This is a genomic window from Paenibacillus oryzisoli, assembly GCF_050467285.1.
In the GTDB taxonomy this organism is placed as follows: Bacteria; Bacillota; Bacilli; order Paenibacillales; family NBRC-103111; genus Paenibacillus_E; species Paenibacillus_E oryzisoli_A.
Window position 1 is genome coordinate 228,286 of the sequence record NZ_JBCMUN010000004.1, and the last position, 21,455, is coordinate 249,740.

A 21,455-nucleotide genomic window follows, 5' to 3' on the forward strand; every position below is an offset into this window, starting at 1 on the left:
CATTATTTCCCGCCTTTCCCAAGACGAATTCTAGGATCTACAAAACCATAAACGATGTCCGTAATGAAAATGACGACAATCAAAATGACCGAGTAAAAAATCGTCAAACCCGAAATCATGGTATAGTCATTCGAATACACGGAAGATACGAAGTGTTTCCCAAGGCCTGGAACACCGAAAATTTGTTCAACAACGAGTGTGCCTGTGATGACGTTTACAAATATTGGACCAATGATCGTAATAACCGGCAATATCGCATTACGAATCGTATGCTTGACGACAACCGTAAGGCTGGATAAACCTTTCGACTTCGCTGTTTTAATATAATCCTGATTGAGCACATCCAGCATCGACGTACGCATCAAACGCGCAAGAATGGCAATCGTACCGAACGAAAGCGCAATGGCCGGAAGCACTTTATAACTTGGGCCTTTCCATAATCCAGCAGGCAAAATGCCCCATTTAACGCCAACATAGTATGAAAGCAGCGGACCCAGAACGAAGGATGGAATCGATACGCCAACAATCGCAATGAACATAGCCGTGTAATCGCCGGCTTTATTGTGATTCAGCGCTGCAATAATCCCGAGTACCAGTCCGACAACAATTGCAATCACAATCGCAATTAAACCTAGCTCAAGTGATGCAGGGAAAGCTTGCTTGATAATGTCGGTAACTTTGTGAGCAGGAAATTGAAAGGAAGCTCCTAGATCGCCGTGGATGATGTTGTTAAGGAACGTCAAGTACTGCTGCCACAATGGCTTATCCAAACCGTATTGCTTCATTAACATATCTCTTGTGGCTTTAGGGATTTTTTCCGCACCTTCCCCGAGCGGATTACCCGGAAGGTTTTTCATCAAGACAAATGTGAATGATGCAATCAGCCATAGCGTAATAAGCGCATATAGGAAACGGCGAAGAATGAACTTAACCATAATGCTCCTCCTTTGTTAATGTACAGGTGAGACATTTAGAAGAGGCCGCGCCCATGAGGTGCGAACGGCCCCTTCTTTGTCTGCTTCTTCTTATTTAATGGAAGCCCATTTCAATTCCCACTCTTGTCCAAAGGAAGGAAGGATCAAGCCTTCAACATTCGGTTTCTTTAAGTAAGCGCGAGTACGGAAGTAAAGCGGGGATACACCTTGATCATCCATCAGGATTTTCTCAGCTTCAACCAATGCTTTCGCACGTTTGGTTGTATCAACTTCCGTTTGAGCTTGTTTAACCAGTGCATCGTATTGCGGATTGCTGTAGTCGCCTTCGTCGAACTCGCCGCCAGTTATCCACATATCCAGGAATGTCATTGGATCGTTGTAGTCAGCGCCCCATAGGGAAAGTGCGATGTCGAAGTCATGCTTGGAAGAAAGCTCGATGCGGAGCGCATGCGGAACTGGGTTCGCTTCGGCTTCGTAGCCAAGGTTTTGCTTCCACTGTGCAAGAATGAACTCAAGGGATTTCTTCGCAGTTTCCGTGTCATCCGCATTGATTTTCATTTTTGGCAGAGCAGATAGCCCTACTTCTTTCAAACCTTCAGCTAGCAATTGCTTAGCTTTCGCCGCGTCGAATGGAGGCTGCGTGTCGCCCGCTGTTTTACGGAATTCGCCGCCTGCACCGTCAGCAGTACCGCCAGGAACCAGGCCTGTGGATGGAACGGAGCCGTTCGCGAGCACAGTGTCGACATAAGCTTGACGATCAATCGCCATTCCTAGAGCTTGGCGAATTTTTTTGTTCGCAAGCGCAGGTTGCTTTTTCGTTTGGTACATCAGGTAGGAGTTGGTCAGCTCCGGTTTTGGCATATTGTCCGGTTTGCCTTTGTACAATGTCAACTGGTCGCGGTTGATTTCTGTCAAATCCGCTGCATCCGTTTCGTACAAGTTCAGACCTGTGTTAGGGTCTTTTACGATGTTGATTGTAGCTTTTGTAATTTTAACGTTCGCTGCATCCCAGTACTTGTCGTTTTTAACAAGTTCAAGCGTTTGACCGTGATCCCATTTGCTCAAAAGGAACGGACCTGCACCGATAACTTTGTCAGCTTCAGCACCGTATTTGTCGCCGGCTTTCGTTACAAAATCTTCACGTTGCGGCAAGAAAGCGCCGAAAGCGAGCATTTGGGTAAAGAAGGCAACTGGCTTTTCAAGGGTAATTTCAAGCTGTTTGTCGCTGATTGCTTTAACAGCAAGCGCGTCTTGAGCTTTTTTCACTTCTTCAGGCGTTTTCGCTTTCGTTACGGCTTCCCCGCCTTTGATCCATGCAACTACGAAGCTGTATTGCGCTTTCGTTGCCGGATCCAACGTACGTTTGAAAGAGTATATGAAGTCTTGTGCTTTAACAGGTTGTCCATCGGACCAGTTTGCGTTGTCGCGAATGTCGATGGTATATGTCAAACCGTCAGCTGAAATTTTAGGGAAATCTTTCGCCAGACCAGGAGTGGCTTTGCCGTCTTTATCTGTACGGTAAAGACCTTCGTTAAATGCACTGATCATTGTAAATGCAGCATTCGCTGTTGTTTTGGAGCTATCCAGAACCGGTGGCTCTGCAGAGAAATTGATTTTGATTTCTTGCGGTTTGTTGGACGCTGGAGCTGTCGTACCAGCCGCACCACCGGATGGAGATGCAGACGGAGTTTCCTCATTTTTGCCGCAAGCAACGACTACGCTGCCCATAAGTGTTAATGCTACCGCTGTTGATACCCACTTTGTCGCTTTCATAAAACTCCTCCTTTAAAATTATGTATATCTAGCCATCTATGGTCAGGTGTTTTGCAAGCATTTATGACGCAAACCTTACACCATGTACCCAAGGAACAATGAAACCGTTTTTCTCATGTTATATTATCTAACCTATATCTCTGGTAAAAAAATTTACTAGAGTCTACGCAAGGAATTATAACATATCGGGAAGGATTGTCCACAATTAATTTACCATTTGTTAAAAACAGATTAAAAAAATGCCTTCACGGTTTTTTATTATACAACCATCGGTCAATAAAATCTAGACGATTTTCGTTGTTATTTTCTACAAATCTCAAAGAAATATTACAAAGAACACCTTAATTTTTCGTTAACTTCTCTAAATTACTAAAAATAAGCTTATAAAATTATGAAACTAGGTTGCAAAAAGGAAGTTTTTGCCGATATGCACGATGAACAGTAAAACATAGAGCGCAGACAATCCCAAAAAACTGAACCTCCACACCACACGTCCCACGCGGATCAAATCGGGCTTCCCCTTTGTCCGTGTCTGGTATCCGCCGATCATGCCAAATGTAATCAAAAGCACAAGGACAATCAGCCAGAATCCAAATTGCGTGTGAAACAGCCGATTCCACATCAAGGAAACGGAGCCCAGCAAAAAGAAGTTCGTGATATCCATCGCGAGCCTCGTTGTCATTTTCTTATCCTTCAGTATGAACCAGATCAGAAACCAAATTGCCGCAAAGGTTACAAACGGCGCAACGGCAAGCGCCGCATATAGGGTAGACAGGAATCCGGCTAACATGTTCATCATCTTTCAATCACCCGCTTCTTTATCCTTCCATCGCTTTAACAAGGCGATATACCATCGTATGATTCGGCAGCGCCAGCCCCGTTTTCCCGGCCATGCTCACCAAACTTCCATTCAAATAATCAATCTCGGTCGGACGCCCGCCGAGCATATCCTGCAGCATGGAGGAGTGATTCGCGCTCGTCGCTTGGCACACCTGTAAAATCGTCGTCCATAAATCTTGCGGAAGCGAAATATTGTACGCCTCGGCAACTTCGCTTATTTCGCGGAACAAGTCCGCCATCAAGGAACGCGTCCACGCCGTGTCCAGCAGTTGCCCGTTGGTTACCTTGAGAATCGCAGTAAGCGGATTAATCACGCAATTGATCGCCAGCTTATTCCAGATGCGTTCTTCCATATTTTTCGACAAGTCCGCTTGAAATCCTGCCTGCACGAGCACTTCTTTTAGCGGAAAATGCCGCTGCAGCAGGTTATCGTTCATTTCAGACGTTAAACCTCCGATATAGGTCATCCCGTGCCCGGTATGCCGAACCGCCGTGCCTCCTTCGCGTTTGGCACCCTCCGTTGTAACGGCGAACAACACACGATCCGCGCCCAGCGCTCCGATGACCTTATTTTCATGACCGATTCCATTTTGAAAACAGACCAGACAAGCTTGCGGAGCAAGCTCCTCTTGCAGGCGCGCTAGCAGCGTTTCCGTAATAGCCGGCTGCTTCATCATCAGCAAAACATAATCGGCGTTTTGAAGCCCTTTTACCTCTTCATCTTCGCCGCCGTTATAGCATTCAATCGAGATGTCTGTATAAGAAATCTCTCTCCGATCCCCGCTCACCTCATGAATCGCAATCCCTTTCGCGGCAAGCGCCTCCGCTTGTTCCCGCGTTCTTGCAATCAACGTCAGCCCCTTGCAAAAAGGAGCAAGTTTCGCGGCAAACAACAAGCCCAGCGAGCCTCCTCCGATAATCGTCATGCGCATGCGAGCAACCTCCTTGTTCTTCCTTTCATTATACGAAACCTACGAACAAACAAAAAGCCCCGGCCAAGGCATTGGACCTTGACTGAGGCTTGAGATAAGCTAACCTATTCTACTCTTTCTAAATTCCCGTTCGCATCCATCTTGAAGCGAGGTTTCTCCTCTTCTTCTTCTTCCACGAGAAAGGCCATTTTCCGGGCTCGATCCATAATTTGAATCAGCGCTTTATAATCATCGTTGACCACGCGATAATCCGTTTCCACTTCGTTCACTTGTTTATTGAGCTTGTTGTTTTCCCTGCCAAGTCTATCGAGCTCTTCTTCTTTTTCCTGAAGCTCTTTCTCGAGCGATTTAATATGGCGATTCATGTCTTGATAGGTGGTCTTCCACTGTCTCAGGAACCGAATCACCGCGTCGATGGACAACGTCTCTTCTGTAAATCCTTCGTTCTTGTTCGCCGCAAGCTCTGCGCTTTCCAACAAACCGATGGAGGACGCTCCAGAGATAGAAACCGGCGCATGCTTTTTCTGCTGCGTACGTTTTTGACGCTGGGCTTTGGCGATCTGAATCGCCGCCTCGTATTTTTTTCTAACAAAACTATTCCACCGAAAACCACAAGCTGCCGCCGTGCGGCCAATGCGTTCCCCGACTTCTTCAAACGCAGATAATTGCGTGCTGCCTTCCCGGATATGACGCAATGTCAACTCCGCTAAAATCAAGTCGTCTTCGTCGCTCCAAGCATCTTGTCTAATTGCCGACATAAGGTCAAACCTCCTAACGATAGTATAGGGACCCGTCACTGTACTGCTTAACGTTCGCCTATTTACAGCTGCAACCTATAGAGGAATCAATTGTTCAGTCACAAGTTGAATTGATTCGTGCCATTATTACTATTTCTATGCCCATACTAGAGTTCATAGAATCTATTTGATACTAAATGGTATTGCCATTTTTTTAGGGCCTCATACATGAAATGCGTATAAAATGGCATACTAGCCTTAGCCCAAGAAATGTTTGCAATTTCGTCACGGTTTGACGGTTTACACCACTTCCATCAAAAGGTATAATGTGGTGTAGTTAACCTGCAACGTGGTATGAGAGGGGGATGTTACGAGATGGATCGCATGTTTCGAGTGCTTGGATTCTGGACACTTGCTATCGCATTGATGAGCTTGGCAGGCGATATGATACCAATGTCTCTGATTTTCTTTTTTCAAACTGCTGTATTCGTGATTCTAGGGTATATGCGTTTGTCTGAGAGAACGTACATATTGTTGTTCTGGGGATACATGATTCTTTCCTTTAGCGGATTTACGTACTGGTCATTTTTCAAAATGACGGTCTAATCCATTATTCTCGTGGACAAACCAAAAAGGTGAATCGGTTTTCATGCCGACTCACCTTTTTTGCATGGCGAAACTAGGATTTGGTCGCAACAAATACTTTGAACAACTCGCTCATGCCATCGCTCAGCAGCAGTTGCCGAATGGATCGATTCCGTTTGGACACTTCACTGAACGGGTTCGGATCATAGTGCGCTTGCAGTTTCTCCAGAATCCCCTGTGCAATCAGGAAATCGCGCTGCGTTTGCAGCGGCGCCGGCACCAGACCGTTCGCCTCCGCGACCGCGTGGCATCGTGTGAAATCCACGTGTGCCGTCAGGTCCTGTTCCCCGGGATGGAGGAACGGGTCGCTATGCGCCTGATGACGGTAATAGCACATCAATGTACCGAGCTGGCGATGTGCGGCATACAGTTCTTCCTCATGATCGCCATAGTCGATGATCAGCAGCGCGCCGCTGGCCATCCGCCGTGCGACTTGCGCGATCCAATCTTCCGCCGCCAGGTTAATCTCTGCAATTTGTCCCTCCTGCCACTGAACTTTCAGCCGCTGCGCCGCGTCTAACACTCGGTGTGCTGCGTCTGGCAGCCACAGCTCGGTGAAAGCTTGATTCCACTCGCTCCAAGCGACGTGAGCTTCGAGAAAAGCGCCCTTTCGATACTGCAGCCGATGCACCGGAAAGGCGTCCAACAGTTCGTTAGCCAGTACATACACGTGCGTCTGCGCCGGTTCGGAAAGCCAATCCTCGCCATCCACATAAATGACCTTCTCACTATGCGCGCTGAGCGTTTCCCGCTGTAAGCCGCGATGATAGGGAGAAGACTCTACCATGGTATACTGGAGGCGCTCGTAGATATCCGGCTGTTCCCGCCGAATCTCATCCAGCACATGCAGCGCCATCCGACCGTTGCCTCCACCCCATTCGACCAGGTGAAGGCGCGTCTCGGGTTCAAGCTTAATTTGTGAACACAACCACTGCGCAATCATCTCGCCCATCACCGTCCCGATGGAAGAGCTTGTATAGAAATCGCCGGACTTGCCGATTTTCTCTCGGCTTTTCCGGTAGTACCCTTGCGTTTCGTGATATAAACACAGCTGCATGTAATCGTGAAAGGATATGCATCCTCTCGGATCGGCTTGTATGGCTTCTATTAATACGGACGTCATGTCCTCTGCGATATGCGACATCAAGTATGCCCCTCCAATTGTTTACTTAAAGACAAATGCGCGGGAAACCATTATAATGAATAAGGATTTACGGAAGGAGCGAACATCCAGCATGTCAAAAAAATGGATCGCCGGCGCAGCTTTAACCACGCTCAGCCTGGTTTCGTTAACGGCTTGTACCGATAACACGCAAGTCAAGGAAGCTGTGCAGCAATCACTTACCAAGCAATCCGAAATGAAATCGTACACGTTCGAGGGAAGCACGACGCTTTCAATCGGTAACGACCTATTCAAATCGGCCAATCCGCTCACGAACGAGCTGCTGTCTCTGGTGAAGGAAAGTACGATTACGTGGAAAGGCATCTCCAATCTGGAGCCGCTGCAGTATCAGACGGATTTGCAGATCACGCCGAAAGGCTCCACATCCCCGTTTGAGATTCCTATTTTAATTAAAGATAGCAAAATGTATTTTAATATACCAGCCCTGAGTAAAGCGGCCGATGAGTTTTATGCCTTGGATCTGCAAAAATTAAGTGCCGGCAGCACCAGTCCGCTAAAGGCCGATACTTTGAAGAATACACCGCAAGTGACCACAGCGATGAGCAAGCTCGTATTGGATGGTCTTGATGCCAAATGGTTTAAAGAAGCGAAAGAGCCGATTAAACTGAAAGACGGCACCTCAGCGAAATCCATTACGATCGAGCTGACCAGCAAGAATGAAAAGGAAATCAACACCGCGATGCAAGCCAAAATGCCCGAGTTCCTCTCCACGCTGCAAACAAACGGCCTCTTGACCGCCGATAAAGCGGAGCTGTATACGAAGAACGGCCTGCAGCTCAAGGCCCCGGGCAAAATCACCCTCGCTATTGACGACCAAGGCTTTGCCCGTGATCAGTCGCTCGACCTAACGTTCCTCTTGACGGTGGACGGCAAGCCGCAGGAAAGCCATGTCATTCTGCATCAAACGTTTGATGCGATTAACCAGAATACGCCGCTGACCCGTGAAGTGCCGGCTAAGACCAAAGATTTTGAAGATATTTTGAAATTCCTCGCGCCTGCAGCGAAAAAATAGCGGCCGATTGGCGAGAAATACTTACCTTCCCCCCAGAGGTAAGTATTTTTTTGTGCTTCATTTAATAGAAATATGATAATCTATCCATAGGGGGAGAGCACAAGCCATGACGTCAAAACTTACAGCCACGCTGGTATTCATTCTATTAGCCGCCCAGCTCGCGCTGCCGCCAGCAACAGCCTCGGCCGAAGGCGCAGCGCCGACAGATACAGAGACGCAGGAGCTTGTTCAAAAAGGGCTGACCATTTTCGAAATCGATAAAGAAGTCGCCCGGCTAAACGATCAGGACGCCGCGATCGGCGAACAAATCAAACAAAACGAGAGCAATATCGACAAGCAAAAGGGACAAGTCGATAGCACACGCAAGCATGCCGGCAAAATACTCCGCGCGTATTATACCGGAGAGCGGGATTCGATCTGGATGATGTTTTTCTCCGTTCGATCCTTTACTGACGCCTTGCGGATGTTTGAATATTGGCAAATGATCGTACGCAACGACCACCACGCGTTGGATACCTATACCGACTCGGTTAAAAAACTGACAAGCCTCCAGGACGATCTCACGAAGTCCCGCACGAAGCTGCAGGAGACCAAAGCCAACTATCTAACGCAGCGCGAGCGGCTGGTCAAGCTGCAAGAAGAGCTGGATCGCCAGCTCGCGGCCAGTGCGCAGGCAGAAGCCATCGCGTCGCAGATCAAGAGTCTGAACGACGACTGGAAAGAGAAAGGGGTTCCTGTGGTGAGAGAATACCTCGACAGTTTATCCCAGGCGTTCCGCGAGCTTCCGCAATTTCTAGCCAAAGACAGCAAATATATGGACCTGTCCAATCCGAAAAATTTGCTCATTCAAATGGGCGACACCGATTTTAACAACTATTTGTACGGGAAAAGCGATCTGCTTAAACATCTCAGTTTCACATTTGAGGAAGGCTATATTACGGCCAAAGGTAAAAAAGACGACGTCGACATCGCTATCGAAGGCCAGTTCACCCTTGTCCAGCAGCCGGACATGAATGAAGTCCGATTCACGGTGAACAAACTGCAGTTCAACGGCTATCAATTGCCGGATACGACGATCGCCGACTTCTCCAAGGATTTTCAGCTCGGTTTCATTCCAAAGAAATTTATCTCCCAGCTTGACGTCACCCAGGTTGAGATGCGAAAAGGGCTGATCGTTGTAAAATTGAAACTATCCTTGTAAACTAGACGGATACCACTCACAAAGCGAGGAATAGGCATGGAAACGAAAATTGGGATCGCCATGGAGCTTCCCGAAGGCAAACTCCCCGGCTTTTACGCGCAAATCGTGAAAGCTTTGGCCGGCAAAGCCCAGCTGTTTGACCGCGATAAAGAATTGCTGATCGTGGATAATGAAGCGCAGCAGCAGGCCGTGCTTGCCGTGATGCAAGATTTCAACATCGAGACGTCCGTCATGAAGCTGCGCTTGCTCGCTCCAGACGCGGAGCTGACCGAGCTGTTTGACGATTACGGCTTTACGAGCCGCGCGGAGATCAACTACCTCTATGATAAAATCGTGACAGCCTTCCGCTTCGCAGAAGGCTGTGAGGAGGCGGACGTTGATCAGGCCGCCCTGCAAATCGAAGAGCATCTGATCGCGCTCTACAAAGACCGCGGCCATGACGTCTACATCGTGGACGGGCAGCTCGAAGAGCTGATGCACGGTATTGCGAAAGCATATCGCTGCCGGATCGAGATGCTGCCTTAAACGGAAGAAAGCCCGCATCCCTCCTTTACGAGGCATGCGGGCTTTTCTACATTTTCACAGCAGGTCGGCGGCCAGCTGAGCGAGATGCGAGCGTTCGCCGCGCTCCAGCGTCACGTGACCACTGATGCCTTCTTGCTTGAAGCGCTCGACCACATAGGTGAGACCGTTGCTGGACGCATCTAGGTATGGATGGTCAATTTGATCCGGATCGCCTAACAGTACGATCTTACTGCCTTCTCCGACCCGGGACACGATCGTTTTCACCTCGTGCTTGGACAAGTTCTGTGCTTCGTCGATGATAATGAATTGGCCTGGAATCGAACGGCCGCGAATATACGTCAGCGCCTCGACTTGAATACTGCCGAGCCCGGCCAGTATTTTCTCAATGTCTCCCGGCTTCTTCGTATCGAACAGATACTCGAGATTGTCGTAGATCGGCTGCATCCACGGCCGCAGCTTCTCATCCTTCTCCCCTGGCAAATACCCGATATCTTTGCCCATTGGCACGACCGGTCTTGCAATAAGCAGCTTCTTGTATTTGCGGTCATCTTCGATTTTCATGAGACCTGCCGCAAGCGTGAGAAGCGTCTTCCCTGTTCCCGCTTTACCGGTGAGCGTCACCAGCGGAATGTCGTCATTGAGCAGCAGCTCGAGCGCCATGCGCTGCTGAGCGTTGCGGGCGGCAATGCCCCAGATCGGGTCGTTGCTCATGTACAGCGGTTCCAGCTTCTTGCCATCCGGTGTCACCTTGAGCAGCGCGGACTTGGAGGAGCCAAGTTCGTCCCTCAGAATCACAAACTCATGCGGGTGAAGCATATAGCCGAGATTCAAAGATGTAACATTCAGAAAGCGATACGTGTAAAATTCATCGATGATCGAAGGATGCACATAGAGCGTAATATTGCCGGTGTACATGTCAGTTTGGGCGACTATGCGATCCGTCAAATAATCCTGCGCAGGAATGCCGAGTACGTCGGCTTTGATACGCACAAGCGTGTCTTTGCTGACGATCACGACAGGGCGCGGCTGTTCGTTTTCTTGCTCTTCCAAATGATAATTGAGCGCAACCGCAAGAATGCGATTATCGTTAGTTAGTTCGGCAAATGTATCCTGCAGCTTCGCAAAGCTGCGGTGGTTGAGCTCCACTTTAATGCTGCCGCCGTGCTCGAGCGTGATGCCGTCGGATAAGTTTCCTTTTACCCGCAAGCCATCCAGCAGTCTCGAGACGTGCCTCGCATTTCGACCGATTTCATCCGCATTTCGTTTCTTCGAATCGATCTCTTCCAACACCACGGCGGGTATGACCACTTCATTATCTTCAAATGCGAACAAAGCATTCGGATCTTGAAGCAGTACATTCGTATCCAGCACGTAAATTTTTTTCATTGGTGTGTCCCCTCCCAGATTTGGCGTTAGATCATTGGTTATATGCTTATACATACATACAACCTAACCGCGCAGGACAAACTAAGCGCGAATGCAAAGGAAGAAAGGATCGATTCTGGTGAGACTAATAGGGGTTTATTTACTGATTGCTACCCTCGCGGTAGGCTGCAGCCAAGCGCCGAAAAGTGGTGCCTCCTCTCAAGATACGAATCAAAAGCAAATCAAAGTTCAACAAATCGCTCCGCAGAAGCTTGAGATCAAGGACCCGAAGGCCGTTGCAGAACGTTTGGAAAACTTGGCAAGCTCTATCCCACAAGTTGAAAGTGCGCATTGCGTCGTCTTCGGCAATACAGCGGTTGTCGGCATTAACATTAAGAAGGATCTCGATCGCTCCAAGGTCGGTACCGTGAAATATTCGGTCGCCGAAGCGCTCAAAAAAGATCCTTATGGCGTAAATGCGATCGTGACAGCCGACATGGATTTAGACCAGCGCCTGCGCAACATCCGGGATAACATTCGGGCTGGAAGACCCGTAACAGGCTTTGCCGAGCAAATGGCCGACATCGTTGGGCGCGTCATGCCTCAGCTGCCCCGCGACATTCGAGAGCCGCGCGATGTTGAAACGAACAATGCTAACCGCGATACCGGTGCGCGATAAGTCGGGAAAGATGATAAAAAGCCTGTCTGCATACGCAGATCAAGGCTTTTTTTATCGCATCAAAAACTTGCCCGAGTAAAAACGCGCAAACCCGGCATCAGCAAGCTCGATCCTATTCGGTTTGAGGAACATAACGGCGCCATGTGTCGTCCATAGCTGAGGTAGTAGACCTGTTAGGTGATCGTCCATAACGTTTGCGCCTCCTGTATAGGGGATGAAAACGCTCCTTACACTTACAGTATAGCATAGCCGGTGGCAAGCGTTCCACCCTTATGTATCTATTTTCATTCGGCGTATGCACTCCTTTTTTTTCATGTTGAAATGGCGGATATATATAAGTTTACGTCGCCGCGGCGAAGATATGTCCCGTTAAGCAAAAAGGACCTCCAATGGAGGCCCTCACAAGCATGACAGCGATGCTATTGATTGTTGTATACTGGATTGGATCGGATGTCTTCCAGAAGCTTTGCCGCGCTTTCCAAATCGAATTGCACAGTCTTTGCTTCCCCCCGCTGGACATAGCGGATGATGGCAAGGTCACTCGACTCAGTGATCTCTACGTCCAATTCAGTAACTCCGTGATCTTCCGTCAAAATCACTTGGAAAAAATCAAGCGTCTCCTTCGCTGCCCCATCGTCGGGCCGCGCTTCCGCTACAATGTGCATTTGCAGCCAATTGAAAAAAGCATCCTGCTCTTTCATCCCATCCCGTCCTCTCTGAAAAGTACAAGGTCATAGCCCGCTTCCGCCCATTGCCGCCAAAGCTGAATCAACTCTCCATGCTCCTTCGACCAATCGTTCGCAGCCGCCAGCAGCTCCAGCACCTCCCGGCGCGTCAGCAGACGGTCCAGAAACGCCTCTGCGCAGTGGGACAAATGAAAGGGCTTTCCATCAAACACAATCGCCCCCTCCGCGCTTAGAACAAATTCTGCGTCGTCTGAGCCGCAGTAGTCTTCCTCGTCACTGAGCAACAGACTCGCCTTGAACATCGGCAGCAGCCGGGGATGCCGGGCGCCCGCCCATGTGCGCAGCGCAGCCAGCGCTTCGTCATCGGCCAACCTAAGACGCTCCGTGCCCAATACAAGCGGTTCGTAGTGCGTGATCGGTGTAAACCAGTAGGCGGTCATCCCTAGCCCCTTTCAGTGCAATCTCGTTAAGTCGGCCGATTGCCGCTGCGCTTCTCGATGAAATAACGAACGCGAACCAGGAACATTAGCGCAATCGCCACCGTCAGGCAGAGCACAATCGGCAAGCCGACAATTTGGAATACAAGCAGCATCACGGAGCCGATCGCCATCAGCACATACACAATAGCCGCTTTCAGCACCGGCAGCTTGCGGGTGCGAAACACTTTATTATAGACATACGACATGAAGACAAAAATAAGCAAATATGTAATCAGCAAGTGATTGGCCAACCATTCATTCAAAGCACCCAACGCCGGAACACTCCATTTCTCTCTCGTGATAAAAACAATCCTAGTCCCCATTATCTCTCAAATAGCGAAATAAATAAAGGGAAATGCGGCACGCATGCCGGCATTTCCCTATTTTTGAACATCATGTGACAGCGATTATGCGTTCGCTTCCGCCATCTTGCGGTGCTTCTCCGCACGCTCACGCTCGCTCTTGTTCAAGATTTTCTTACGCAGACGAACGGATTTTGGCGTAATTTCGCAATACTCGTCGTCGTTCAAGTACTCCAGCGCCTGCTCCAAGGAGTGGATGCGCGGAGTTTTCATTTTGACCGTTTCTTCTTTGTTCGCAGAACGGATGTTGTTGACCGCTTTTTCTTTACAGATGTTCACGATGATGTCGTTATCGCGCGTATGCTCGCCAACGATCATGCCCTCGTATACTTCCGTTTGCGGATGAACGAACAGAATGCCGCGATCTTCGACGGACAAAATACCGTACAACGTCGATACGCCCGTCTCGCTGGAAACGAGCACGCCTTCGTGACGTCCGCCTACGTTAGCGCCAAGGTACGGACCATAGCTGTCAAACGCATGGTTCATGATGCCGTAGCCGCGTGTCAGCGTCAGGAAGTTCGTTCTGTAGCCGATCAGACCACGCGCCGGGATCAGGAACTCCAGACGGACGTTGCCGCTGCCGTTGTTGATCATGTTGACCATTTCCGCTTTGCGGGAACCGAGGCTTTCCATAACAGCGCCCATGCTGTCTTCCGGCACGTCAATGATCAGACGCTCGATTGGCTCCATTTTTTGCCCGTCGATTTGACGAATGATAACTTCCGGCTTGGAAACTTGCACTTCGAAGCCTTCACGACGCATATTTTCAATCAAAATGCCCAAGTGCAGCTCGCCGCGGCCGGAAACGACGAACGCATCCGGACTGTCGGTTTCTTCCACGCGCAGGGAAACGTCAGTTTCCAACTCTTTGAACAAACGGTCGCGCAGCTTACGCGATGTAACCCATTTCCCTTCGCGGCCTGCGAACGGAGAGTTATTCACGAGGAACGTCATTTGCAGTGTCGGCTCGTCGATTTTCAGAACTGGCAGAGCTTCCGGATTCGCAGGATCTGCGACCGTTTCCCCAATGTTAATATCTTTGATGCCGGCAATGGCGATGATGTCGCCTGCGCCCGCTTCTTCAATTTCAATCCGTTTGAGACCATTGAAGCCGAACAGCTTCTCGATCCGTGCTTGCTTCATACCGCCTTCGCGCGTCATGACTGCAACGCTTTGACCTTGGCGAATTTTGCCGCGGTTGACGCGACCTACGCCAATACGGCCCAAGTATTCATTGTAATCCATCAGTGTTACAAGGAATTGCAACGGCTGTTCTGTATCTTCCGTCGGGTGCGGAATGTGGTTGACGATCGTTTCGTAGATCGCTTCCATGTTGGCATCCTGCTTCTCCGAATCCAAGCTGGACGTTCCTTGCAGAGCGGAAGCGTACACGACGTGGAAATCAAGCTGCTCATCGGAAGCGCCGAGCTCGATGAACAAGTCCAACACTTCGTCCACAACTTCCGCAGGGCGGGCGTTCGGACGGTCAATTTTGTTCACGACAACAACTGGCTTCAGGTTGCTTTCCAACGCTTTGCGCAATACGAATTTCGTTTGCGGCATCGTACCTTCGAATGCGTCCACGACGAGCAGCACGCCGTCTACCATTTTCATAATCCGCTCTACTTCGCCGCCAAAGTCGGCATGCCCAGGCGTATCGACGATATTAATCAAGAAATCTTTATAATTAATGGCCGTGTTTTTGGCTAAAATGGTGATGCCGCGTTCTCTTTCCAGATCGTTGGAGTCCATTGCTCTCTCTTGGACCGCTTCATTGTCGCGGAACGTTCCGGATTGTTGCAGCAATTTATCGACGAGTGTTGTTTTCCCGTGGTCAACGTGTGCGATAATCGCGATGTTGCGAAGCTTTTCTCTTGCGTGCATGAATTCAAACCCTCTCTACCCTATAAATTTTCGTCTCTGTCCACAAAATAAGCGTCGGACAAAAGCGCCGACGCTTGACATTTAAACTTATTATACGCAGAAGTTCGACTTTATGCAAGGTAAAACCGCATCTATACAAAACTTTTACGGTCCGGTTGGCTGCTTTACCAAAGTTTGCGCTTACGGAAAATCATCGCCAGCCCGGCAATCACGAGAATCAGCGCGATAATATAAATCCCAAGTTTTACGAGTAAGGTGATGGCAAAAAGCACAGCAGACAGCACGCCAAGCACGAGCGCTGCAATCCAAATCGAACGGTCGCTGCCTCGGTCATACAAATACAGTTCATAAAGACCGATCGCGATGCCCAGAATGAAGCCCGGCCACAAGTAGCTCATAGCGCCCCAGCCAAAAATATTGCAATAAAAAAACATCACGCCATACGTCGTGAGGATGCCTCCCGGCACCAATACCGCTGCAGGCAGCGTGCGATTGAAATAAAAATAATGAAACAACAAGCCCGGCACCAGCACAACCAGCGGCCAAAAGAAGGAAAACAGCAGATGGAACACGCCCAGCTTGCCCAGAAGCAGCAGGACAGCCACCGCGATAAATAAAATGCCGATCGTATACCGATTTCTTGCCATGAATTATCTCCTCCCGCATGACAGATCAGAAAAGAGCGCGCAAATCGACACTCTTTTACAAACAGTGTAGCTTACTTCTCGAGAAATTGCTAGGTGGTGCCGCTCCCTTGGACATACTAAAAGCGGTTCCCGCTACAATTCCTAGCGCGCGCAGATTCTGCCATTCGCAGCACTTTGGAGGATGCATGAAACACACCGCTAATACGCCTACAGCACAGCGCAAGCCGCTTTGGACCAAAGCTTTTGTCATCACGTCACTAGCTAACCTGCTGCTTTTCTTCAGCTTTCAAATGCTGATTCCGACCATTCCCACGTATTTATCCCAGCTTGGCGGCGATGAAGTTCAGATCGGCTTGGTGATTGGGATCTTCACCATCTCCTCCTTGCTGACCCGGCCATTTGCAGGCCGGGCGCTGGACTTGCTAGGCCGCAAGCATGTGCTGTTGGTCGGCCTGACCATCTGCACATTGACCATCGCCGGCTATTCGTTCCTCGCCGCAGCCGCCCTTATTCTCGCTGCCCGCTTCGTTCATGGCATCGGTTGGGGACTTTCGACGACCTCCCTCGGTACAGTCATCGCCGATATTATCCCGCCGGAGCGCCGCGGCGAAGGCATGGGCTATTATGGCTTGTCAAACACATTAGCGATGGCAAGCGGCCCACTCACCGGCTTGTGGGTGATGCAGACCTACAGCTTTCACACCGTCCTGCTCGTCTCCACCGGGCTGGCCCTGCTCTCCGTGCTCTGCTCGGTCTTCATCCGCTACGAGCGGCCGCGATTCGGCGCATCCGAACAGGCCGTGCAGCGCTTCACCGACCGGCTGTGGGAGCGAACCGCACTGCTGCCTTCGGCGCTGCTGCTGCTGACCGCCATCTGCTACGGCGGCATCGTGACCTTCATTACCTTGTATGGGCAAGAAGCCGGTATCCCAAACGTCGGGCTTTTCTTTCTCTGCAACGCCTCCATGGTGCTGGTCGTCCGCCCCCTCACCGGAGTGCTGTTCGATCGAAAAGGCCGGGCTTGGGTGCTCATCCCCGGCGCCGTCTTTACTTGCACGGGGCTGTGGTTGCTCTCCTACGCCCATTCGAACGCCTCTCTCGCCGGGGCCGCGCTCTGCTACGGCATCGGCTTTGGCTCGCTGCAGCCGGCGCTGCAGGCGTGGACGATCGCACGAGCAGCCCCTTATCGGCGCGGCGCAGCGAATGGTACGTTCTTCTCCGCGAACGATCTCGGCATCGGCCTTGGCGCCATGTTCCTCGGCGGCATCGCGCACGCCATCGGCAGCTACGCCGTGATGTACCGCCTATCCACAGGACTTATCGTCCTGTTCCTGGTCGCTTACGGCAGCTCGTTTTGGCTGCACGCGCAGAAACTGTCCAGAGCCAGAGCGTCCTCCGGGCAGAAGCCGCGATAGCCGGCGCGGCCGCGCAAAAAAAGAGAGACAAGATTAAAAACATCTCGTCTCTCTTTTACTACGCTTTTTTCTTCCTGCTCAGTTTCGTCAGCACCCCGACCAAAATCACGACCACTGCCGCGAGAATCGGAATCCACGTATGCAGGAATTCGTAATCGTGCAGGAACCAATCGATCATCTTCTCATCCTTCACAAACATTTCCCCAGCCGTGTACCCGAGAATGCCCGCGCCGATATACACAAGAATCGGAAATTTGTGCAGCAGGTTCATGACCATCGTGCTTCCCCAAATAATAATCGGGATACTAAGTCCAATCCCCAAAATGATCACCGTCGTATTGCCGTTCCCTTTGGCCGCGATCGCGAGCACGTTATCCAGACTCATAACAAAGTCAGCCACGATAATCGTCCAAACCGCTTTGCCGAGCGAGCTTGCCTGCTTAACATCAGAATGGTCCTCATCATCGGTAAGCAGCTTAATCGCGATATACATCAGCAGAATCGATCCACCGGCCTGAATGAACGGGATGTCCAACAGCGCGACCGCCACCAGCGTTAAGACGAGCCGGAGCGCAATTGCCCCGAAGGCTCCCCACCAGATGGCTTTCTTTCGGTCCTCAAGCGGCAAATTTTTACTGGCAAGCGCAATGACGACCGCATTATCCCCGCTGAGCACGATATTAATCAACATAATTTGCAAAAAAAGCAGCAATGCATCAAGCATAGCAGTCAAAGCCCCCTAAAGCGATTGGTTTAAAATAAATGAGCGTGCGATTCCTCGTTCGGTTTCCATTTGCCATGAACAATCGTAATCGTCTCGGTCTCCTGCGCCGCCTTGTCCAGCAGTTCCGGCAGGAACGTCATCGCATGCTCAATCTTTTCGACGACCCTGAGATTCGGATTCGTGCTCGGTGACGGTGGCAAGAACAAGGAGCAGCAATCCTCATACGGCAAAATCGAAATCGGAAAGGTGCCGATCGCTTCTGCGTGCTCGATAATGCTTTGCTTGTCCATCATAATGAGCGGCTGCAGTAACGGCAGCGTAACCGCCCGGCCGATGACCTGCAGGCTCGGCAGCGTCTGGCTCGCGACTTGTCCGAGGCTTTCGCCGGTGACCAAAGCGCCCAGTCCCTCGCGCTCGGCGATCTTTTCCGCGATCCGGTACATCGCTCTGCGAATCAGCGTCACCAGCAAGTTGTCCCTATACGCCCCATGAATGGACGTCTGCACTTCCGTGAACGGTACCAGATGCAGCTTGATCTGGTTCGTGTACCCCGCAAGCTGATGCGCAAGCTCCATGACCTTCTCTTTGGCGCGCTCGCTCGTGTACGGATAGCTGTGAAAATGAATCGCTTCGATCGCGAGTCCTTTCCGCATCGCCATCCAGCCGGCAACAGGACTGTCGATGCCCCCGGAAAGCATAAGCAGCGCTCGTCCATTCGTACCGGCCGGGAAGCCGCCAGCGCCGGGAATCACTTCCGCATACAGCAGAACGCGGTCTTCCCGAATCTCGACGCGCAGTTCAACCTCCGGATTGCGGACGTCCACTTTCAGACCCGGCATCCCCTCAAGCACATAGCCGCCAACATGGTAATTCATCTGCTGCGAATCCAGCGGAAAAGCCTTATTCACTCTACGAACCGTCACTTTAAAAGTTTCAGGCTTTACGGGCAAAGCTTGCATAATTTGCAGCGCTTTCGCCTGAATCGCTTCCACGTCCATCGACGCGTGATAAGCGGGACTGTACGAAGCCAGTCCAAACACGCGCTGAAGCTGCGCAGGCGCCCCATCATAAGCCGTCTGATCCCCTAGCTCCACATATACGCGTCCAAACTCGAGAATATACCTCGCATCCGGCCACCCGCTCAAAACTTTGCGAATTTGCTTCATAACGCTGTCTTCAAACCGTCTGCGGTTTTTCCCTTTCAGCATCATTTCGCCAAATCGCAAGATGTAACAATCCGGTCTCATTGCTGCCCTTTCCCCCTTCTGCTTGAACCGCCGCTTCTCATCGGAGAAAGCTCCTTCACAATGCTTTGCAGTTCCTTCAGGAACAGCACAATATCCGCCTCTTGATGCGTATCCGACAAGCTCACGCGCACCCCGCTAATGGCTTGCTCGCGCGGCCGTCCCATTGCCAGCAGCACATCGCTCGGCTCCGATTCTCCAGAAGCGCAGGCCGACTTCGTGGAGACGAAGATGCTGCGCTGTTCGAGCGCATGCACCACCACTTCCGCTTTCATGCCCGGAAACGTAAAATGCACAATATGCGCAGCCATTCGCTCCGGATCGCCCTGCGGACAAGTGACGACCAGCTCAGGTATCTCTGAGATCCCCGCAGTGAGCTGGCGGCTGAGCCGCTTTACATGCGCCAGCTTGTCCGCCTGCCCCTCCAACGTAAGGCGCAGCGCCTTGGCCATGCCGACGATGAGCGGCACGTTCTCCGTGCCGGAGCGTACGCCGCGCTCCTGGCCGCCGCCCGCGAGCAAGGGCCGCAGCCCCAGCCCCTCGCGGCAGTACAAGAAGCCCACGCCTTTCGGGCCGCGAAACTTGTGCGCGGAAGCGCTCACCAGATCGATGCCCCACGCTTTCGGGTGCAGCTGCAGCTTGCCGAAGCCTTGCACGGCGTCGACGTGGAAAGCGATTTTGGGATACGCCGCAAGCAGCCGGCCAATCGCCTGAATGGGCTGTATCGTGCCCACTTCATTATTCACATACATCACGCTGACGAGAATCGTATCCTCGCAGATCGCGGCTTGCACATCTTCCGGTCTCACATAGCCATCCGCCGTAACCGGCAGCACCGTCACGCGGAAGCCTTCCTCCGCCAGCTGTGCAAACGCTTCTTGAACCGACGGATGTTCAATCGCGGTAGTAATGAGATGCCGCCCCCGATGCCGATAGGCATAGGCTATGCCTTTGATCGCCAAATTATTGCTCTCCGTCCCGCCGGAGGTGCAAATAATCTCCGAAGGTTCCGCGCCAAGCGAAGACGCCAGAAGCGATCTCGCACTTTTCAGCACATTTTCCGCTTCCACGCCCAGTCGGTGAATCGAAGACGGATTGCCGTAATAACGCCTCATCACTTCCGCAATCGTATCTACGACTTCATTATATAGCGGCGAAGTTGCCGCATAATCCATATAAAGCATCGCTGCCAAATCCCCTTCTAGCTGCTGACCGACCTCGATCGCCGGGTTATGTAAACACGTCTTACAACATTAAAGCTTAAATCGCGCGATAACTCAAGTGCTTTTCCAACAAAAAAGCTGACTCCCGCCCTCATCTCGCGGAAATCAGCCTTCTTCTTAAGAGGAAAAACGTTGCCGATAGCCTAACACTTTCGATACGTACGCCTGCGTTTCCGCAGGAAGCAGATGCAGCTTGTCGCGCAAATCCTGGTCGGTCCGGATGCCGAGTCGATCAATGCGCCCCGGACCTGCATTGTAAGCTGCAAGGGCTACGCTTTCGTTGCCGTCATATTTTTTGAGCAGCCCGCTTAGGAATCGCGTGCCGGCCTCTACATTTTGCGTAGGATCAAATGGATTCGTTACGCCAAGCCCGAGACCCGTGGCATCCATCAGCTGCATTAACCCCTTCGCCCCTGCGGAAGATACCGCTTGATGGTTGAAGGAGGATTCTTGCTGGATCACAGCTTTCACCAAAGAAGCATCCACACCGTATTTCCGGCTGGCGGATTGAATCAGCCCGTCAAAAGCGGTTGACGAAGCAGCTGGCGCAGCAGGCAGTGCAGTCGTCATCCCCTGCAAAGCAAGCGGGTTATAAGAACGGCCCAATAGACTTAGCGGATCGGATATCGCTCCATCATCAACTTCGCCAAGCGCGGCCATGGTCGGATCGGTGTCGCCGCCTTGTCCCATCAGAGATTGAAGCAAAGCGCCAAAATCGCTGTCATCGTTCGTTACGGAAGACGAAGTGTCGTCGGAAAATAAGCTTAATTTGCTTAGTATTTGCAGCTGGAGCAGCTCTTTCATGACTCTGGGGTCCACACTGTTCGTCCCATTCACGCCGTTCATTTCGCCATCCTCGTTTCATCAAGTCTCATACCCTTCATTGTACACGTTTTGTGCCCTTAAGACAACGAAAAACGACAGCCGACCGCATCCATTCAGTAGAGTAAGACGGGGGATT

The 21,455-nt window shown here is 51.0% G+C and carries 22 protein-coding genes; 6 read left to right on the forward strand and 16 right to left on the reverse strand.

What is annotated here, in order from left to right; all coding sequences use genetic code 11:
- Positions 1-2: 2 nt before the first annotated feature.
- The 5 genes from ABE504_RS05715 to ABE504_RS05735 form a co-directional block, all read right to left on the reverse strand.
- Positions 3-935 carry an ABC transporter permease gene (locus ABE504_RS05715; protein ID WP_430085676.1) on the reverse strand — a complete coding sequence of 311 codons (933 nt, stop codon included), beginning with the start codon at positions 933-935 and terminating at the stop codon, positions 3-5.
- 90 nt (positions 936-1,025) lie between these two features.
- Positions 1,026-2,708 carry a peptide ABC transporter substrate-binding protein gene (locus tag ABE504_RS05720; protein WP_430085679.1) on the reverse strand — a complete coding sequence of 561 codons (1,683 nt, stop codon included), beginning with the start codon at positions 2,706-2,708 and terminating at the stop codon, positions 1,026-1,028.
- 397 nt (positions 2,709-3,105) lie between these two features.
- Positions 3,106-3,507 (reverse strand): DUF3397 domain-containing protein, encoded by a 402-nt coding sequence (locus ABE504_RS05725; RefSeq protein WP_430085682.1) that lies wholly within the window; start codon positions 3,505-3,507, stop codon positions 3,106-3,108.
- Between the two features lie 19 nt (positions 3,508-3,526).
- On the reverse strand, positions 3,527-4,480 hold the full coding sequence (locus tag ABE504_RS05730) for a ketopantoate reductase family protein (protein WP_430085685.1): 954 nt from the start codon (positions 4,478-4,480) through the stop codon (positions 3,527-3,529).
- A gap of 104 nt (positions 4,481-4,584) precedes the next feature.
- Positions 4,585-5,238, reverse strand: coding sequence for an RsfA family transcriptional regulator (locus ABE504_RS05735; RefSeq protein ID WP_430085688.1), 654 nt, complete (start codon positions 5,236-5,238; stop codon positions 4,585-4,587).
- Positions 5,239-5,592: 354 nt separating this feature from the next.
- On the opposite strand from ABE504_RS05735, the gene ABE504_RS05740 reads away from it, so the two are divergent.
- Positions 5,593-5,823, forward strand: a complete 231-nt coding sequence (locus tag ABE504_RS05740; RefSeq protein WP_126143142.1) for a DUF2626 domain-containing protein — start codon at positions 5,593-5,595, stop codon at positions 5,821-5,823.
- A gap of 73 nt (positions 5,824-5,896) precedes the next feature.
- Here ABE504_RS05740 and ABE504_RS05745 read toward each other — a convergent pair whose 3' ends face one another.
- Positions 5,897-7,006 carry a class I SAM-dependent methyltransferase gene (locus ABE504_RS05745; RefSeq protein ID WP_430085691.1) on the reverse strand — a complete coding sequence of 370 codons (1,110 nt, stop codon included), beginning with the start codon at positions 7,004-7,006 and terminating at the stop codon, positions 5,897-5,899.
- A gap of 91 nt (positions 7,007-7,097) precedes the next feature.
- Between ABE504_RS05745 and ABE504_RS05750 the strand changes: the two genes are divergently transcribed.
- The 3 genes from ABE504_RS05750 to ABE504_RS05760 all read left to right on the forward strand — a co-directional run bounded on the left by ABE504_RS05750 (position 7,098) and on the right by ABE504_RS05760 (position 9,783).
- Positions 7,098-8,057, forward strand: coding sequence for a hypothetical protein (locus tag ABE504_RS05750; protein WP_430085694.1), 960 nt, complete (start codon positions 7,098-7,100; stop codon positions 8,055-8,057).
- Positions 8,058-8,163: 106 nt separating this feature from the next.
- Positions 8,164-9,258, forward strand: coding sequence for a coiled-coil domain-containing protein (locus ABE504_RS05755; protein ID WP_430085696.1), 1,095 nt, complete (start codon positions 8,164-8,166; stop codon positions 9,256-9,258).
- A gap of 36 nt (positions 9,259-9,294) precedes the next feature.
- Positions 9,295-9,783 carry a hypothetical protein gene (locus ABE504_RS05760; protein ID WP_430085698.1) on the forward strand — a complete coding sequence of 163 codons (489 nt, stop codon included), beginning with the start codon at positions 9,295-9,297 and terminating at the stop codon, positions 9,781-9,783.
- A 54-nt stretch (positions 9,784-9,837) separates the two neighbouring features.
- Here the strand turns inward: ABE504_RS05760 and ABE504_RS05765 are convergent, their stop codons facing one another.
- Entirely contained in the window at positions 9,838-11,169 is a 1,332-nt protein-coding gene (locus ABE504_RS05765) for a PhoH family protein (protein ID WP_430085701.1), read from the reverse strand.
- A 118-nt stretch (positions 11,170-11,287) separates the two neighbouring features.
- Here ABE504_RS05765 and ABE504_RS05770 point away from each other — a divergent pair, with 118 nt between their 5' ends.
- Positions 11,288-11,827: a YhcN/YlaJ family sporulation lipoprotein gene (locus ABE504_RS05770; RefSeq protein ID WP_430079978.1), complete on the forward strand. Its 540-nt coding sequence runs from the start codon at positions 11,288-11,290 to the stop codon at positions 11,825-11,827.
- A gap of 419 nt (positions 11,828-12,246) precedes the next feature.
- On the opposite strand, the gene ABE504_RS05775 is transcribed toward ABE504_RS05770, so the two are convergent.
- The 5 genes from ABE504_RS05775 to ABE504_RS05795 all read right to left on the reverse strand — a co-directional run bounded on the left by ABE504_RS05775 (position 12,247) and on the right by ABE504_RS05795 (position 15,888).
- A complete protein-coding gene (locus tag ABE504_RS05775; protein ID WP_430085704.1) occupies positions 12,247-12,528 on the reverse strand; it encodes a hypothetical protein in 282 nt (93 codons plus the stop codon).
- Complete coding sequence (locus ABE504_RS05780) at positions 12,525-12,953, reverse strand: hypothetical protein (RefSeq protein WP_430085707.1); 429 nt, start codon at positions 12,951-12,953, stop codon at positions 12,525-12,527. Before ABE504_RS05780 ends, ABE504_RS05775 begins: the two co-directional genes overlap by 4 nt.
- Positions 12,954-12,979: 26 nt before the next feature.
- Positions 12,980-13,255, reverse strand: coding sequence for a YlaH-like family protein (locus tag ABE504_RS05785; protein ID WP_126143189.1), 276 nt, complete (start codon positions 13,253-13,255; stop codon positions 12,980-12,982).
- Positions 13,256-13,399: 144 nt separating this feature from the next.
- Entirely contained in the window at positions 13,400-15,241 is a 1,842-nt protein-coding gene (gene typA / locus ABE504_RS05790; protein WP_430085710.1) for a translational GTPase TypA, read from the reverse strand.
- 164 nt (positions 15,242-15,405) lie between these two features.
- Positions 15,406-15,888, reverse strand: a complete 483-nt coding sequence (locus ABE504_RS05795) for a hypothetical protein (RefSeq protein WP_430085713.1) — start codon at positions 15,886-15,888, stop codon at positions 15,406-15,408.
- A 185-nt stretch (positions 15,889-16,073) separates the two neighbouring features.
- Between ABE504_RS05795 and ABE504_RS05800 the strand changes: the two genes are divergently transcribed.
- Entirely contained in the window at positions 16,074-17,303 is a 1,230-nt protein-coding gene (locus ABE504_RS05800) for an MFS transporter (RefSeq protein ID WP_430085716.1), read from the forward strand.
- 58 nt (positions 17,304-17,361) lie between these two features.
- Here ABE504_RS05800 and ABE504_RS05805 read toward each other — a convergent pair whose 3' ends face one another.
- From ABE504_RS05805 to ABE504_RS05820, 4 genes are all read right to left on the reverse strand, one after another.
- Positions 17,362-18,027: a TerC family protein gene (locus ABE504_RS05805; protein ID WP_430085719.1), complete on the reverse strand. Its 666-nt coding sequence runs from the start codon at positions 18,025-18,027 to the stop codon at positions 17,362-17,364.
- A 29-nt stretch (positions 18,028-18,056) separates the two neighbouring features.
- The gene (thiI, locus tag ABE504_RS05810; protein WP_430085721.1) at positions 18,057-19,274 is read right to left on the reverse strand and encodes a tRNA uracil 4-sulfurtransferase ThiI; all 1,218 of its coding nucleotides are present in this window, start codon (positions 19,272-19,274) and stop codon (positions 18,057-18,059) included.
- Positions 19,271-20,455 (reverse strand): cysteine desulfurase family protein, encoded by a 1,185-nt coding sequence (locus ABE504_RS05815; RefSeq protein WP_430085724.1) that lies wholly within the window; start codon positions 20,453-20,455, stop codon positions 19,271-19,273. Before ABE504_RS05815 ends, thiI begins: the two co-directional genes overlap by 4 nt.
- A 156-nt stretch (positions 20,456-20,611) precedes the next feature.
- Entirely contained in the window at positions 20,612-21,340 is a 729-nt protein-coding gene (locus tag ABE504_RS05820) for a lytic transglycosylase domain-containing protein (protein WP_430085726.1), read from the reverse strand.
- Positions 21,341-21,455 lie beyond the last annotated feature (115 nt).

What these genes read in the sequence shown, in the direction of transcription:
- ABE504_RS05745 (WP_430085691.1), bottom strand. Translation starts at nt 7,006, where the DNA reads ATGTCGCATATCGCAGAGGACATGACGTCCGTATTAATAGAAGCCATA.
- ABE504_RS05820 (WP_430085726.1), bottom strand. Translation starts at nt 21,340, where the DNA reads ATGAACGGCGTGAATGGGACGAACAGTGTGGACCCCAGAGTCATGAAA.
- thiI (WP_430085721.1), bottom strand. Translation starts at nt 19,274, where the DNA reads ATGAGACCGGATTGTTACATCTTGCGATTTGGCGAAATGATGCTGAAA.
- ABE504_RS05750 (WP_430085694.1), top strand. Translation starts at nt 7,098, where the DNA reads ATGTCAAAAAAATGGATCGCCGGCGCAGCTTTAACCACGCTCAGCCTG.
- ABE504_RS05780 (WP_430085707.1), bottom strand. Translation starts at nt 12,953, where the DNA reads ATGACCGCCTACTGGTTTACACCGATCACGCACTACGAACCGCTTGTA.
- ABE504_RS05800 (WP_430085716.1), top strand. Translation starts at nt 16,074, where the DNA reads ATGAAACACACCGCTAATACGCCTACAGCACAGCGCAAGCCGCTTTGG.
- ABE504_RS05760 (WP_430085698.1), top strand. Translation starts at nt 9,295, where the DNA reads ATGGAAACGAAAATTGGGATCGCCATGGAGCTTCCCGAAGGCAAACTC.
- ABE504_RS05755 (WP_430085696.1), top strand. Translation starts at nt 8,164, where the DNA reads ATGACGTCAAAACTTACAGCCACGCTGGTATTCATTCTATTAGCCGCC.
- ABE504_RS05775 (WP_430085704.1), bottom strand. Translation starts at nt 12,528, where the DNA reads ATGAAAGAGCAGGATGCTTTTTTCAATTGGCTGCAAATGCACATTGTA.
- ABE504_RS05740 (WP_126143142.1), top strand. Translation starts at nt 5,593, where the DNA reads ATGGATCGCATGTTTCGAGTGCTTGGATTCTGGACACTTGCTATCGCA.
- ABE504_RS05715 (WP_430085676.1), bottom strand. Translation starts at nt 935, where the DNA reads ATGGTTAAGTTCATTCTTCGCCGTTTCCTATATGCGCTTATTACGCTA.
- ABE504_RS05795 (WP_430085713.1), bottom strand. Translation starts at nt 15,888, where the DNA reads ATGGCAAGAAATCGGTATACGATCGGCATTTTATTTATCGCGGTGGCT.
- ABE504_RS05765 (WP_430085701.1), bottom strand. Translation starts at nt 11,169, where the DNA reads ATGAAAAAAATTTACGTGCTGGATACGAATGTACTGCTTCAAGATCCG.
- typA (WP_430085710.1), bottom strand. Translation starts at nt 15,241, where the DNA reads ATGCACGCAAGAGAAAAGCTTCGCAACATCGCGATTATCGCACACGTT.
- ABE504_RS05815 (WP_430085724.1), bottom strand. Translation starts at nt 20,455, where the DNA reads ATGCTTTATATGGATTATGCGGCAACTTCGCCGCTATATAATGAAGTC.
- ABE504_RS05735 (WP_430085688.1), bottom strand. Translation starts at nt 5,238, where the DNA reads ATGTCGGCAATTAGACAAGATGCTTGGAGCGACGAAGACGACTTGATT.
- ABE504_RS05805 (WP_430085719.1), bottom strand. Translation starts at nt 18,027, where the DNA reads ATGCTTGATGCATTGCTGCTTTTTTTGCAAATTATGTTGATTAATATC.
- ABE504_RS05730 (WP_430085685.1), bottom strand. Translation starts at nt 4,480, where the DNA reads ATGCGCATGACGATTATCGGAGGAGGCTCGCTGGGCTTGTTGTTTGCC.
- ABE504_RS05720 (WP_430085679.1), bottom strand. Translation starts at nt 2,708, where the DNA reads ATGAAAGCGACAAAGTGGGTATCAACAGCGGTAGCATTAACACTTATG.
- ABE504_RS05725 (WP_430085682.1), bottom strand. Translation starts at nt 3,507, where the DNA reads ATGATGAACATGTTAGCCGGATTCCTGTCTACCCTATATGCGGCGCTT.